The following is a 12,652-nucleotide window of genomic DNA, read 5'->3' on the forward strand; positions in this document are numbered from 1 at the left end:
GCCGCGCATCGGCAAAAGGCGATCGCGTTGATCGGTGAGGCCAAGGCCAGCGGAGCCACCCTCAGCGCTGCCTGCGGGGAGATCGGCATTTCCCTGCGCACCCTCAAGCGCTGGCGGAAGGCCTTTCTGGGTGATGGGGACGGAGAAGACCGCCGTAGAGGCAGCCCTCGCCATGTCGCCCACCGCCTGAGCGAGGAAGAACGCCAGCGGATCCTGCTCACCTGCAACCAACCGGAGTACGCCTCGCTGCCGCCGGGACAGATCGTGCCCGCACTGGCCGATCAGGACCTGTTCATCGGCTCCGAGTCCAGCTTGTACCGGGTGCTGCACGCGCATGGTCAGGCCCATCGCCGGGGCCGTGCACGACCACCACAGGAGCCACGGCCTGTGCCACGGCTGCGAGCGGATCGCCCCAATGCTGTGTGGTCGTGGGACATCACCTATCTGCCCACCACGGTGCGGGGTGTGTGGCTGTACCTCTATCTGGTGATCGACGTCTGGAGCCGCAAGGTGGTGGCCTGGGATGTCGCCGAACGAGAAGACGCGCAGATCGCCGCTGACCTGGTGGGTCGGGCCTGCCTGCGGGAGCGGATCAGCAGAGGCTGCCGCCAACCGCTGGTTCTCCACGCCGACAACGGCAACGCCATGCGGGCCGCCACCCTCGAGGCCCGGTTGGAAGAGCTGGGGGTGCTGCGTTCGTTCTCCCGGCCCCGGGTGTCGAACGACAATCCCTACTCGGAATCCCTGTTCCGAACCGTCAAATACCGTCCTGACTACCCGAAAAGGCCATTCACCAGCAAGGCAGAGGCCTGCGAGTGGGTGGCGTCGTTCGTGGATTGGTACAACCACCAGCACCGCCACAGCGGCATCAAGTTCGTGACGCCGGACCAGCGCCACAGCGGGGATGCGGCCGAACTCTGCCGGCGTCGTGCCGATGTCTACGAGAAGGCCCGGCAGAAGCACCCGCGTCGATGGAGCCGATCCACCCGCTGCTAGCGTCAGCCAGCGGTGGTGTGGATCAACAAGCCACCAGAAGAGCCGCAGAGGGCACTGGCCATACCATTGGGTCAGGCCGCCTGAAGAGCAGCCCAGGAGTGACAACTTTCCTGAAAGTCACCGGCTCTGGTCCTTGCGGCTCACCTCGGCACCACACAGCCAGGCCAGGGCCTCCCGCAGCGTCATCTGATGACGCTGCGGGAGGCCTCCTCCAGCAGGTTGTCGAGGCGGTCGCGGATGGCGGTGAGCCGCAGGCGGGTGAGCATCGCCTCCAGGTCAGCCACCAGGGCGGCCAGTTCCGCCGGTCTCTCCAGCGGTGCGGTGGTGGTGCGGCTGCGGTTCATGCCTCCACCTCCGTCAGCACGGCGGCGTAGTCGCTCAGGGATCGGGCCAGGCTGGAGGTGCGCACCGCTCGTGTCGCCGGAGGACCAACAGCGGGTGTCGCCTGACACCTGTCGGGGATGGCTGGCTGCAGGGAAGCGCGTGCCTGCTGCAGCTGCTCGGCCGGCAGCAGGCCCTGCCAGTGGCTTCTGATCACCTGACGGCAGCGGTGGTTCGCGCTCTGGAGTGGGTGCTCCGCCACGATCCGGCCCCGGTGCAGCAATCGCACCGTCTGATGGCGGACCTGCGCCGTGATCCGCTGGCCGATCAGCTGCTGGGGAGCGGAATACCAGTTCCCCTCCAGCTGAATGCAGCAGTCCTTGGCCACCACTCGCTTCTGTTCCCGCTCAGCCAGGAACGAGGGCTTGCCGCACAGCGGCCTCAGGGCACTGGCCTCGTCCCGCTGGAACCGCTCCAGGGGCCGTTCTCCGGTGGTGCCGTGACGACGGACATCCGCCACCTCGCGCATCCACCAGGCCAGATGGGCCTCCATGGCACCCCAGCTGCGGAAGGTGTGTCCGGCCAGACCGCTGCCCTTGACGTAGCGCACCCCTCGCTCGTCCTTGCCCTTGGTGCGAGGCCGGTAGGGGCGGCAGGCACGGGGCGTGAACCCCCAGTGCTCGGCAAAGGCGAGGAAGGTGGGATGAAACACCAGCTCACCGCTGGCGGGATCGTGCCGGCGGACCAGGGCGCGGGCGTTGTCCACCGGCACCTGCTCGGGAATGCCGCCCCAGTGTCGGAAGGCCTCCTCCATCGCCTGCAGCCAGTTCGCCTGCCGCTCATGGCCGTACGGCCGCACCACCAGACGGCGCGAGTAGCCGAGCGTGAGCACGCACAGGTGCACCCGACGGCGCTCCCCACCAATGCTCACGGCGCACTGGCCAAAGTCGGCCTGGAGCTGCCGGCCGGGTGGCGTCTCGTAGCGCACGGTGGCCAGCTGACGGATCCGCAGCTCGCGGCGCCAGGCCGCCACGGCCCGTTCCACCGTGCGCTGGGACACATCAATGCCCTTCTGCCGCAGCAGTTCCTGGCGGAGCACCTCGGCATTGCCGCGATGCTGCTCAAACTGCTCGCGCAGCCAGGCGATCTGCTCATCGAGGCGCCGGCTGCGCCGGGGCTGGCCGTAGGGCTGCCAGCCGCCCTGGCGCAGATAGCGGCGAACGGTCCGCGGACAGCAGCCCAGTTCATGGGCGATCGTTCGCTGGCTGAGGCCGCGGGCATGGAGCTGCAGCATCCGCTCCACCTCCTGGGGTGTTTCCATCGCGCCCTCGCCTCGGCGGTCTGCCCTGGCTGTAGTGCTCCTGGCAGCAGCAGTGATGGGGGCCGCCGAACCAGGCATCCGTTCGGCTGGCGTGAGCCTGGGGGCAGGGATGGATGGCGGAGTCACCGGTTCCGAGTGAGGACCTTTTCGTGTCGGATCTGGTGACTTTCCTCCTGTCGGCTGACAAATGGAGCAGAGTACTGATATGCCTCCAGACCAAGGAAAAACTGGAGATAAGGATTCTCCTTGACTTGCTCGACCAGCTCTTCATCGGTGAGCCCCATGCGAGCCTTGATGATCAGCGCCCCGAGTGCCATGCGGAAGGGCTTGGCGGGCGCTCCAAAACCCTTGCAGAACTGGGCGGCATAGTCATCCTCAAGCTCGTCCCAGGGAATCAGCTCGGCGAGCTTGATCCAGCGATTGTCTCCAGAGAGCTTGCCGCCGAATGGCAGGAAGAAATCCTCAAACGAGAGCTGATGTCGATGCTCACGCCTGTACATGTGGAAAACTCTGGGCAGCTTCTCGGCCGGATTGCGCCGAATGGTCAACATTTTACAGCGACAAGCTCCTCAGACTCGCTGCAGCGCAGCGGGTCTTGTCTTTCTCAGGAAGCCCTAATTACTGGCGACAATATTACGATCAGCTGTGATCGATTACCTGTTCGACAAGATCAGGATGAGACCAGCCTGGTTGGGCCTCAGGTTTACATGCCAGCCACTCTGACAGTAACTACAACAGGTGGTTCTCGTACAATTACCACACCAGGCCAGGAAGAAGAATGGACCAATATTCCTTTCAGGCCTGTTCTACTGTTCGAGACTTCTTCATGTCCCATCGGATGGGAAAGACATCCTTATTCACTTGGTAACTATATTCTCGGTGCCTCGCCTGATTATCCAGTCAATTCTTACGGCGGAGATACATCGATCAAGCCGGATGGGCTGCATAATCACAGAACCACTGATGATATCGAGATTGGTGTGGAGACATTTCTTCCAGGCCTCAGCCCATCAACAGGTTTATCTAGAGAGGCTCGACTCCACACGCATACGACCGATGAGTTCCCGCATCACGACCATGGTGGTGAACTTATCCCACCTTATCTCAGTCTTTCTGTCTGCAGACCAGCCGGGAGATAAGCTACTTGTCATAGGTTAAGAGTCGCCTTCTGGCGATGATCAGTGCAGGTCGCATTGCCTCCATCTGCCCGTTTATAATCATGTCTACTCGGTACCTGGCTCCGTCAAGATGTGTTGGCAACTGCTCGATGCATCCTCATTGCCAGTGTCCTCCAGCATGTAGATGTAACCACGATCCCTCCCAGCTGAGGTGGTCTGGTTTTTCTGGACAGGTCCCATCGTTAACCTTTGAGGCGGGGCACCGCCCCTGAGAAGAGGCTCCCTCCAATGAGCAGGCGTCGAACCCACAGAGAGAGCTATTGAGCAAGGTCAACGGAATCACTGGTCCTCAGCTGGCGTTCACCTCAGCAGCGACTCAAGGAACTGCTCTTCAGAATCACGTCGTGAGATACAAGTCCTAAATCCAACTATCTCCTTAGTTGCTCCTGTCTATTGCAGCACTTAATACGTCCCTGGCGGTATCTAGGCCGATGCGATATCGACGTAATGCGTCGGCTCGCTCATCATCAGAGTGAGCAGTAAGCCAAACGGTATTCAGGTTAGATCCGAGCAGTTGTATGCGTGCAGAGTATGCTGCCAAAAGTGCCTTCTTGGTTTCACTAGCAATCTCCACTTCGCTTACCTGGATTGCCATGCTGATGGTTGTTTACTCCCTGCAGCCTAGGTTCGATTGACGTGACCCCCTTTATCGGTCCAGGCCTTATGAGAGTTGGTGGTCGTGGTCATGCGGCAGCTCCTTGTTGAGCTGCCTCCAGGGGCGTACGCCCCTGGAGGGCCGAATGCGGCCTGAGGGAGTTGTACTCCCAGCGCCAGCGGTCGGCCAGGATCTGAGCCTCAGGAGCCGTGGTGAACAGCTCGGTGTTGAGGAACTCATCCCTGAATCTCCCGTTGAACGACTCGGCAAAGCCGTTCTGCCACGGAGATCCCGGTTCGATGGTCGCCGTTGTCGTGCCACTGGTCTTGCACCACCGCCGCAGCGCGTGGGCAATGAACTCGGGGCCGTTGTCCGATCGGATGAACGCCGGCGCGGGGTAGAGGCTGGTCAGCTCCTCCAGCACGGCCACCACGTCCCTGGCCTTGCAGCGCCTGCCCACCCGGATGGCCAGGCAGAGACGGCTGTGCTCATCGATCACGTTCAGGAACTTGAGCCGCCGGCCATCAGCGGTGGCATCGAACTGGAAGTCCATGGCCCACACCTGGTGGGGATACTCGGCCCGGTGTCGACGCACCGAGCCGTCAGCGGGCCGTGCCCGTTTCTGCCTGCGGGGAGTGGGGCGCTGCAGACCCTCCTCCCGCCAGATCCGTTGCACCCGTTTGTGGTTCACGGCCCAGCCCTCGCGCCGCAGCACGCGGTGAGCCATCCGCCGGCCCCAGCGGATGTGGTCGGCGGCGATCTCCCTCAGCCGCCGCCGGAGCTTGGTCTCCTCAACCCCAGGGGTCCTGCCGCCATGGCGTTGGGTGCTGCGGTGCTGGCCCACCACCCGGCAGGCGAACCGCTCCGATGCCCGGTGACGCTGCTGCAGGACAACCACGGCCCTGCGCCTGCGTTCCGGGCTCAGAAGTTTCCCTCGGCAAGGTCTTTCAGCATTGCCTTCTCCAGCTCGGCCTCGGCCAGCAGCTTCTTGAGTCGGGCGTTCTCCTTCTCCAGCTGGGTCAGGCGCTTGGCCTCCTCGGCCTGCATCCCTCCAAACTGCTGCCGCCAGCGGTGGTACGTCGGCTGTGTCACCTCGATCACGCGGCAGACCTCGTTGACGGTCTTGCCCTGGGCGATCAGCTGCTCTGCGGTCTTGAGCTTGCGGATGATCTGCTCGGGTGTGTGGCGGATTCGTTTCATGGTGAAGTCCCCGGCCCAGTCTGGCCGGTTGAGGACTCTCATTCACCCTGGACCGGTTTCCGGGGTCCACGTCACCCTGGGGCGCCCCCGCCCCCGCCCCCGCCCCCGCCCCCGCCCCCGCCCCGCCCCCGCCCCCCGGCAGTCCTGACCCCTGCCGCGCAACCCGCGTGACGCCTCAGGTCACCTTCCGGGACGCCTGTGTACCTTTTCAGTAGTTCCCGGTCCCTGGACCTGAATTCCGATGAAGCGTCCCGCCGCCCTGGCCCTTGCCGCACTGGTGCTCTCCGTGGCGACTGGCTGGGCTGCCAGCCCGCTGCAGGCCCATCACCACACCAACGATCAGGTTCCCGCCGCGACCCAGCCTGAGGAGTGAGCTCGGCCTTGCCCTGAGGACAGGGCCAGGCCGGCTCTGCCTCGCCTGCTGTTCACACGACTGGCTGTTCAGTCCGAGAGATCGAGCAGAGCGGCCTCGGCGCTGAGCCCGGGGCCGAAGGCCAGAGCCAGGCAGGGTCCGCTCTCAGCGCTGCGGCGTAACCGCTCAAGAATGAAGAGCACGGTCGCCGACGACATGTTGCCGTGATCGTGCAACACCTCTCGTGATGCCGTCAGCTGCGCGGGAGACAACTTCAGGGCCTCGGCACAGGCCGTGAGAATCTTCGGCCCGCCGGGATGCAGGGCCCAGCTGCGAATGGCCTCGACACGGAGTGCCGCAGTGTCCAGCCAACCCTCCAGCCAGGGCTTCAGAGCCTCAGCCACCACGGTCGGGACCCTGGGCGAGAGGCCCATCGAGAAGCCGTGATCGCCGATCTGCCAGTGCATGAGGTTTCGGCTGCCGGGAATCACTGTGGCGCCGTTGGCGCGAAGCACGAGGGACCTGCCCGTTGCTGGAGGTGACGCCGAGGCCACCACCGCTGCGGCTCCATCCGCGAACAGGGCGTTGGCGACCAGCTTCTCCGGTTCCCAGCCGTAGTGCAGGTGAAGACTGCACAGCTCCACCGAGCACAGCAGCACCACAGCTCCTGCATCCGCTTCCGCGTAGGCCCGGGCAACGCGAAGCCCGTTCAGGGCTCCGTGGCAGCCCATGAACCCCACATGGGTTCTCTGCACAGAAGCAGACAGAGCCAACGTCTCGATCAGGGCGAGATCCACTCCGGGTGCCTCGAAGCCGGTGCAACTCACCGTGACCAGATGGGTGATGCTCTCCGGCCGCAATCCGGAATCCCTGAATGCAGCCCGGCAGGCCTTCAGGGCCAGCGGCGTGGCATGACGAGCGAAGGCGCGCATCCTGTCTGCCGTGCCCGGGCTCTCCTCGCCGTAGAACGGCAGGCGCTGCTGGATCGGGAGCTGCCGGCCGGACCCCTCGAGCAGAACGGAGCCCCGTCTGTGGACCTGGGATCGCTGGTGGATTCTGCGCACCAGTCCGGCCTGCTCGGGCCGCTCCGCGTTCACACGCTCCGCCAGGGCGATGGACTCCTCGGCACTCACCGCCTGTTCCGGCACGGCCGTGCCGATCCCGTGGAGCGTCAGGGGCATGACGTCGGCCCCATCGGCGGCAGGGACACACGGTTCAGGCCACTCACGATCCGCTCGGGGATGTGTGGCCATCGCCGGACGAGCGCAAAGACCGCGGACGTCGGCGCCGGCCGCCGCAGCAACCAGGCCAGCGAACGACACATCCTCTGTCGCCGGATCAGGGAGCGCCGCATCCTCTGCTGCCAGCGACGTTCCAGATCGGGGCTCCAGTGCTGGAGCCCTTCCAGCACGAACGGGGCTGCTGCTGCGCCAGCGGTGAGGGCCCAGGCCATGCCTTCGCCGGTGAAGGGCTCCACATAGCCCGCTGCATCGCCGAGAACGAGAAAGCGATCGCCCGCCAACCGGCCATTGCGACGCGTGAGGGGTGGCGTCAGTTGCCAGCGGGCGGAGTCAATCCCCTGCAGTGCAGCGAAGCCGGCCTGATGCAGCACGGCCCGCACGGCTCCAGCCGCACCTCCTGCCTCGGCAACGGCAGAGCGATCCAGCGCTGCGGCCAGATTCAACTCCCCGTCCTCCCGACGCACCAGCCCCACATAGCCGCCGGAACCGATCGCCATGTGAATCGTGCCCGGCTCGTAGCCGGCCGTTCGGGCCCGCAGGACGCAACCGGCCCCCACCCGGGACCGCGGGGCCACCCAGGGTTGGCAGCCCTCCTGATCGGGGACCACGTGGTGCACTAGGCCTGCAGCGATCAGCACCACCCGCGCCTGAACCCGAGAGGCCGCACGTCCGTTCGAGGGGGTGAGGCGCACCGTGCGCCAGCCCCTCTCAGAGGCTTCGATCGCTGCACTCGTCTGGAATCGAACGCTGGCTCCAGCCGCAGCGGCTGCCTCCGCCAGGGCCTGATCGAACCTCTCGCGGGAGAGGACCTGGCCGCCGGGCAAGCCGACCGTGGCCTCGACGCCGTTCAACCCCAGACGCAGCCGGTGCAGAGGCAGCCCGCCCCGGTCCGCGATCAGCTCCTGCTGGCCGACGGCGGCAAGGACTGCCTGCGCCTGGTTGTTGAAACAGCAGCCGCAGACCTTCCAGCGGGGAAAGGACCGCTTCTCCACCAGCAGCACGCGCAGGCCCCGGCGGGCGCAGTCGAGCGCTGCCAGGCCTCCGGCCACCCCGGCGCCCACCACCACCACATCCCATCGCGTGGCCCCGGCCTGAGTGCTCAATCCGGACTCCAGCTGAGGAGATACCGCTCGGGCCATGTGCGCTGGAGCCGTACTGAAGACAGGCCAGCCTGGTGCGCCAGCTCCAGGATCTCGCTCGCCGTGAAGGCGGCACGCACGGACAGGGGGCCGTCGGTGTGCACAACCCAGGAGCGGCTGAGAAGACGGGTTCCCATCCAGGCCAGGGCGTAGCCCAGGCGGCTGCGGATCAGGTCGTCCACCAGCACCAGCCGTCTGGCCCGCGCGGCCATCCCAAGGAGCAGGCGGATCACGTCCGGCCCATCGAGATGGTGCGCGAACAGGGTGCACAGCACCACATCGGCAGTCGCGTCTGTGGGGGGCTCCAGGGCATCGGCCACGAACAGATCCAGCTCCACGCCTCGGCGCCTGGCGTTCGCGGTGGCGATGCGGATGGCCTCCGGGTTGATGTCGCAGGCACGGATCCGCAGATCGATGCCGCGTCGTTCGGCCATCTGCGCGAGATCGATGGCCGTGTCGCCTCCACCGCAGGCCAGCTCGAGCACCGAGAGCGGAGCATCAGGGTGGTTCCTCGCTAACTGGGCAATGGGCTCAAGCAAGCCGGCGGAGCAGCGACTTACGGCGTTGATCCGGCGGAGTCCGGCCAGCGCTCGTTCATGCTCGCGGGGATCGAGGCCCGGTTGATCCATCACCTCCGGCCGACGATCGCGCTGATTCAGGGCCTTGCCCGGGCGCATGGGAACCGCGCTGCTGTCCACAGCATTCAACCGCAGGCCACGGGGTGACTGTGAACAGGGTTAGTGTCTCACCAATTGGTTCGAGACGATGACCGACTACACACCACTGATCATCGCAATGATTGCCCTCGTCCTGGTGATTACATCAGCGGTCGTTTACGTGCTCGCTCAGCCGACCGACCTGCCGTCGTTGAAGCGGAACAAGTGAAGCCACTGCTCGCTCCGCGAACCGCATTATTGGATCGACTGATCGGCAGTACTGACCTCGCCAAGGGATGACCACTCAGCTCACCGCCATCAACTGGGCCAAGGTCCTGACGATTGGTATGGTGGTTGTCCTGATGCTGATCCACGGACTACCGGGCCAGCGACAGATCCTCTACGCCTGCATGCACATCAGCTACTGCAGCTGGTGGTTGCTGGAGCAACGCTTCTATCCTGAGCGCCGCCGTCAGATCTTTACGGAACCGGTCGGCACGTGGGGGTTTCTCGCGGCGTTGCTGGTGATCGGTGTGTTCTATGCGCTACCCGCCTTCCTCGCATTTGCCAATCCGGCCGATCTCTCGGTTGCTGCGACGGCAACGGCCATCCCGCTCTTTTATTTCGGCAGCTTGATCAATACGTCTGCTGATGTACAGAAGATGACTGCCAAGGCAAACGGAGTTGGTCTTGTAAGTGATGGCATCTGGAGTCAAGTGCGTCATGTGAATTACACCGGAGACCTGATGCGCTATCTCAGCTTTGCGGTCATTGCCGGATCCCCCTGGGCTTTCCTGGTCCCCGGCTCTATCGCTATTCTGTACATCCAGCGCATCAGCACGAAAGAGCGCTCCATGTCACAGAAGTATGATGACTTCGAGACGTACCGCCAGCAGAGCAATCGTCTGTTGCCGGGGTTCTGGTGACGGACCCTGTCTTTCAGGGTCTGCCGGCGGTTGAGATCGGTTCAGGTCAGTGACCGGCCTTTCCATGTCCACCCAACGCCCGGTGAGGCAGCGTTACTCCCCCATCGGCTCGCAGGTGTAGCTGACCAGGCCGCCTCGGCGCTGGTTGAATTCCGGATGATCAGCATCCTCCGCACGCCACCACCAGCGGCCATCGGTGTAGCTGGGCGTGCCGGCGTTATTGGTCCGTGGCAGCTGGAGGGTCTCACCGCGCCAGTGGATCAGAAGCCCATCTCCCGGCAGCGTCCCATCCGCAGCGTTCGGGATCGCCGTGGCTGGTCCGCTGGCATCCATCAGCCCGTTGATGCGTTCCACCCGCAGTGGATCCCCATCACACAGCCAATCCGCCCAAGCGGCCAGGGGCAGGGCCAGAACAAGCACAAGGCTCAGGATCACGGCACAGAAGCCCGTCACGGCAGAGTCGCGCAATGTCCTGGACCATCATGACGGGGTCTGCCTGACGTGGCTGAGCGGTGTTCACTGTTGTTGTTGGTGTGATGTCAGGCCAGTGCTCCAGGGCCTGGCCCATTGACTGGCCACTGTTCGAGCCATCTGAATGCAGTTGGCCACGGCATCACCATCAGCACAGGCCCGTGTGCCGCTCGCGACGGATCTGTAGAGATCGGCCACGGCCCAGGCCTCCGTCTCTGGCGCGCCGGCATGGCGGGGGATCAGATGGAGATGGAGGTGCGGTGCACCTTCGCCGAAGGCCATCGCATAGACCCGATCACAGCCGGTGACCTGGCGGACGAGCCTGCTCGAGGCCTGAACTGCGTCTCCCCAATCCAGCGCTTCGCTCCTGCTGAACTCGGCCGGGCCAGGGCAGTGGCGCCTGGCATCCAGAAGCATCCAGCCGACCAGGGGAGATGGTGCGGCATGGTGCCTGAGCAGCCACAGTGGATGCTCGGCGATGATGTCGGCACGGTCGCGGGCTGCGCTGGCGTGAAGCGCACAGATTGCACAAGTAGACAAGGATTCTGTGCCTCCCGCGACCAGTTGTTGCATCAACACTAACTCGGCTCAGATGCATCAGCGTTCTTCCAAGACACTCCTGACTACTGGCTCTGAGTCTGTTCGAGTGCGGCACGCTGGTGCAGTCCCTTTCGATCCAGCTTGCCTGTCGCGGTGCGGGGCAGTTCGTCAACCACGTCCCAACGATCCGGGATCTTGTAGGCGGCCAGACGTGAGGACAGCCACTGCCGGAGTGACTCACCGCTGAGGGCAGCCGCTTCGGGTTCCCTTTCCACGAAGGCCTGCAGAATGGCTCCGTGATGGGGATCTGTAACGCCGACCACACACGAGCGGGCAACGCCCGGGTGAGAGTCGATCACGTTCTCAACTTCGTGGGGACTGATGTTGGACCCATCGCGAATCACGATCTCTCTCTGGCGTTCCACGAACCAGTAGTAGCCCTCTGCATCGCGCCGAGCGATGTCACCACTTCGCAGCCATCCATCCGCGAGGGTTTCTGCGCTGGCGGCAGAATTCTTCCAATAGCCCTCCATCATCCCTGGTGCGCGCACCTGAATCTCCCCGACTCCAGGCCCGCGTATATCGGTCCCGTCGTTGCCGATCAGCCGGATGCTGACGCCATCGGCGGGCAGGCCGATTGATCCCGGTCGATTGCGCCCATCCGACCGATTCGAGAGAAAGCCCTCGCATTCGGTCATCCCCAGCACCTGGGCCAGGTCATAGCCGAAGCGCGCCCGGAACCTGGCGTACAGAGCATCCGAGCACTCATCGCCACCCACGAACACCTGCCTGAGGCTGCTGAGGTCGAGATGCTCAGCCGCGGGGCACTCCAGCATGTCCAGCAGACTGGTTGGGAGGATCAAGGTGCCACTCGCCTGTTCCCGTTCCACGGCCAGGAGAAGAGTCTTCGGATCACGGTCTTCTTCGATCAACACCGTCGCACCGCTGATCAGGCAGGGAAGGCTCAGTCCAGCCAGACCTGCCACATAGCCAAGCCCGGTGGCCACAAGCCAGCGTTGGCCGGGTTGCATGTCGCGTGTGCTCTGTTGGCAGCGCGCCGCCCCCAGCAGACTCCTGTGGCTGTGAACGACTCCCTTGGGCCGACCTGTGCTGCCCGATGTGTAGAAGATCACAGCGGGGTCACTGGCCGAGGCGGCGTCGGGGACAGGCGCTTTGCTCTGAGCACTCAGCAGGCTGGCCAGGTCTTCGCCGCTCGGGCCTTCCCCATACCCTTCGGTGGCAACATGAAACCAGATCTGCTCGAGACTGCTGATCGTTCCAACAAGCCCCTGCACGAGAGACCTGCTAGCCGCGTGGGCGATCAGCAGCCTGGCGCCGGAGTGGGCGAGGGCATAGATGATTTCCGGCCGGCGGTAGCGCGTGTTGACCGGAACTGAAACGGCCCCAAGACGAAAGCAGGCGAAATCAAGGATCAGCACCTCCGGGACGTTGGGCAGCAGCAGCGCGATCCGATCTCCCCGCTGGATGCCCCGGCGTTGCAGCAGTGCCGCTGCCCGGTCCACGTGTTGATCCAGCTCGGCGTAACTGATGGAGGACGCCCGGTAGCGGATGGCCACCTGATGCGGATGCGCCCGGGCCTGTGACCTCAGCTCCCCACCAAGGGTCGCGTCCTCCTGTTCCCCGTGCATGGTGTTGCGTTCGTGGCCCGCTCCTCAAGGTTGCCACCGTCGACAGCCACTCCCGGCCGTCCCTTGT

12 protein-coding genes and 1 pseudogene are annotated in these 12,652 nt (G+C 64.5%); 4 read left to right on the forward strand and 9 right to left on the reverse strand.

Translation table 11 applies throughout. The features are described from left to right. Positions 1-27: 27 nt before the first annotated feature. Positions 28-996, forward strand: coding sequence for an IS3 family transposase (locus tag EVJ50_RS14830; protein WP_225323035.1), 969 nt, complete (start codon positions 28-30; stop codon positions 994-996). 182 nt (positions 997-1,178) lie between these two features. Here EVJ50_RS14830 and EVJ50_RS02230 read toward each other — a convergent pair whose 3' ends face one another. The 3 genes and pseudogenes from EVJ50_RS02230 to EVJ50_RS02240 all read right to left on the reverse strand — a co-directional run. Then, a complete protein-coding gene (locus EVJ50_RS02230; protein WP_191964833.1) occupies positions 1,179-1,340 on the reverse strand; it encodes a hypothetical protein in 162 nt (53 codons plus the stop codon). Further along, complete coding sequence (gene istA, locus EVJ50_RS02235; protein WP_191964834.1) at positions 1,337-2,638, reverse strand: IS21 family transposase; 1,302 nt, start codon at positions 2,636-2,638, stop codon at positions 1,337-1,339. Before istA ends, EVJ50_RS02230 begins: the two co-directional genes overlap by 4 nt. A 185-nt stretch (positions 2,639-2,823) precedes the next feature. After that, positions 2,824-3,138, reverse strand: a pseudogene (locus tag EVJ50_RS02240) (transposase); the annotation flags it as partial. On the opposite strand from EVJ50_RS02240, the gene EVJ50_RS14465 reads away from it, so the two are divergent. After that, positions 3,121-3,777, forward strand: a complete 657-nt coding sequence (locus EVJ50_RS14465; RefSeq protein ID WP_191964835.1) for a hypothetical protein — start codon at positions 3,121-3,123, stop codon at positions 3,775-3,777. The pseudogene EVJ50_RS02240 and the gene EVJ50_RS14465 sit on opposite strands and share 18 nt — an antisense overlap. A gap of 722 nt (positions 3,778-4,499) precedes the next feature. On the opposite strand, the gene EVJ50_RS02245 is transcribed toward EVJ50_RS14465, so the two are convergent. Then, positions 4,500-5,611 (reverse strand): IS3 family transposase gene (locus tag EVJ50_RS02245; RefSeq protein ID WP_150882168.1). Its coding sequence is split into 2 segments (ribosomal slippage): positions 4,500-5,347 and positions 5,347-5,611, totalling 1,113 coding nucleotides; the frame shifts between segments, so codons are not numbered across the junction. Between the two features lie 241 nt (positions 5,612-5,852). Between EVJ50_RS02245 and EVJ50_RS15175 the strand changes: the two genes are divergently transcribed. Continuing rightward, positions 5,853-5,984 (forward strand): hypothetical protein, encoded by a 132-nt coding sequence (locus EVJ50_RS15175; RefSeq protein ID WP_255452578.1) that lies wholly within the window; start codon positions 5,853-5,855, stop codon positions 5,982-5,984. 68 nt (positions 5,985-6,052) lie between these two features. Here EVJ50_RS15175 and EVJ50_RS02255 read toward each other — a convergent pair whose 3' ends face one another. The 3 genes from EVJ50_RS02255 to EVJ50_RS02265 are packed head-to-tail and all read right to left on the reverse strand — an operon-like array spanning position 6,053 to position 9,020. Continuing rightward, positions 6,053-7,144: a type III polyketide synthase gene (locus EVJ50_RS02255; protein ID WP_150882170.1), complete on the reverse strand. Its 1,092-nt coding sequence runs from the start codon at positions 7,142-7,144 to the stop codon at positions 6,053-6,055. Continuing rightward, complete coding sequence (locus EVJ50_RS02260) at positions 7,135-8,307, reverse strand: NAD(P)/FAD-dependent oxidoreductase (RefSeq protein ID WP_225323036.1); 1,173 nt, start codon at positions 8,305-8,307, stop codon at positions 7,135-7,137. Before EVJ50_RS02260 ends, EVJ50_RS02255 begins: the two co-directional genes overlap by 10 nt. Further along, the gene (locus tag EVJ50_RS02265; RefSeq protein ID WP_150882172.1) at positions 8,304-9,020 is read right to left on the reverse strand and encodes a methyltransferase domain-containing protein; all 717 of its coding nucleotides are present in this window, start codon (positions 9,018-9,020) and stop codon (positions 8,304-8,306) included. Before EVJ50_RS02265 ends, EVJ50_RS02260 begins: the two co-directional genes overlap by 4 nt. Before the next feature lie 275 nt (positions 9,021-9,295). Here EVJ50_RS02265 and EVJ50_RS02270 point away from each other — a divergent pair, with 275 nt between their 5' ends. Beyond that, complete coding sequence (locus tag EVJ50_RS02270) at positions 9,296-9,925, forward strand: isoprenylcysteine carboxylmethyltransferase family protein (protein WP_150882173.1); 630 nt, start codon at positions 9,296-9,298, stop codon at positions 9,923-9,925. 93 nt (positions 9,926-10,018) lie between these two features. On the opposite strand, the gene EVJ50_RS02275 is transcribed toward EVJ50_RS02270, so the two are convergent. Then, entirely contained in the window at positions 10,019-10,393 is a 375-nt protein-coding gene (locus tag EVJ50_RS02275) for a hypothetical protein (protein WP_225323037.1), read from the reverse strand. A gap of 626 nt (positions 10,394-11,019) precedes the next feature. After that, complete coding sequence (locus EVJ50_RS02285) at positions 11,020-12,585, reverse strand: class I adenylate-forming enzyme family protein (RefSeq protein ID WP_150882174.1); 1,566 nt, start codon at positions 12,583-12,585, stop codon at positions 11,020-11,022. Between the last annotated feature and the right edge of the window lie 67 nt (positions 12,586-12,652).

This window comes from Synechococcus sp. RSCCF101, assembly GCF_008807075.1.
GTDB lineage: Bacteria > Cyanobacteriota > Cyanobacteriia > PCC-6307 > Cyanobiaceae > RSCCF101.

Excerpts from the sequence above, each read along its gene's own strand:
- EVJ50_RS02230 (WP_191964833.1), bottom strand. The coding sequence starts at position 1,340 with ATGAACCGCAGCCGCACCACCACCGCACCGCTGGAGAGACCGGCGGAA.
- istA (WP_191964834.1), bottom strand. The coding sequence starts at position 2,638 with ATGGAAACACCCCAGGAGGTGGAGCGGATGCTGCAGCTCCATGCCCGC.
- EVJ50_RS14465 (WP_191964835.1), top strand. The coding sequence starts at position 3,121 with ATGCTCACGCCTGTACATGTGGAAAACTCTGGGCAGCTTCTCGGCCGG.
- EVJ50_RS15175 (WP_255452578.1), top strand. The coding sequence starts at position 5,853 with ATGAAGCGTCCCGCCGCCCTGGCCCTTGCCGCACTGGTGCTCTCCGTG.
- EVJ50_RS02255 (WP_150882170.1), bottom strand. The coding sequence starts at position 7,144 with ATGCCCCTGACGCTCCACGGGATCGGCACGGCCGTGCCGGAACAGGCG.
- EVJ50_RS02265 (WP_150882172.1), bottom strand. The coding sequence starts at position 9,020 with ATGCGCCCGGGCAAGGCCCTGAATCAGCGCGATCGTCGGCCGGAGGTG.
- EVJ50_RS02270 (WP_150882173.1), top strand. The coding sequence starts at position 9,296 with ATGACCACTCAGCTCACCGCCATCAACTGGGCCAAGGTCCTGACGATT.
- EVJ50_RS02285 (WP_150882174.1), bottom strand. The coding sequence starts at position 12,585 with ATGCACGGGGAACAGGAGGACGCGACCCTTGGTGGGGAGCTGAGGTCA.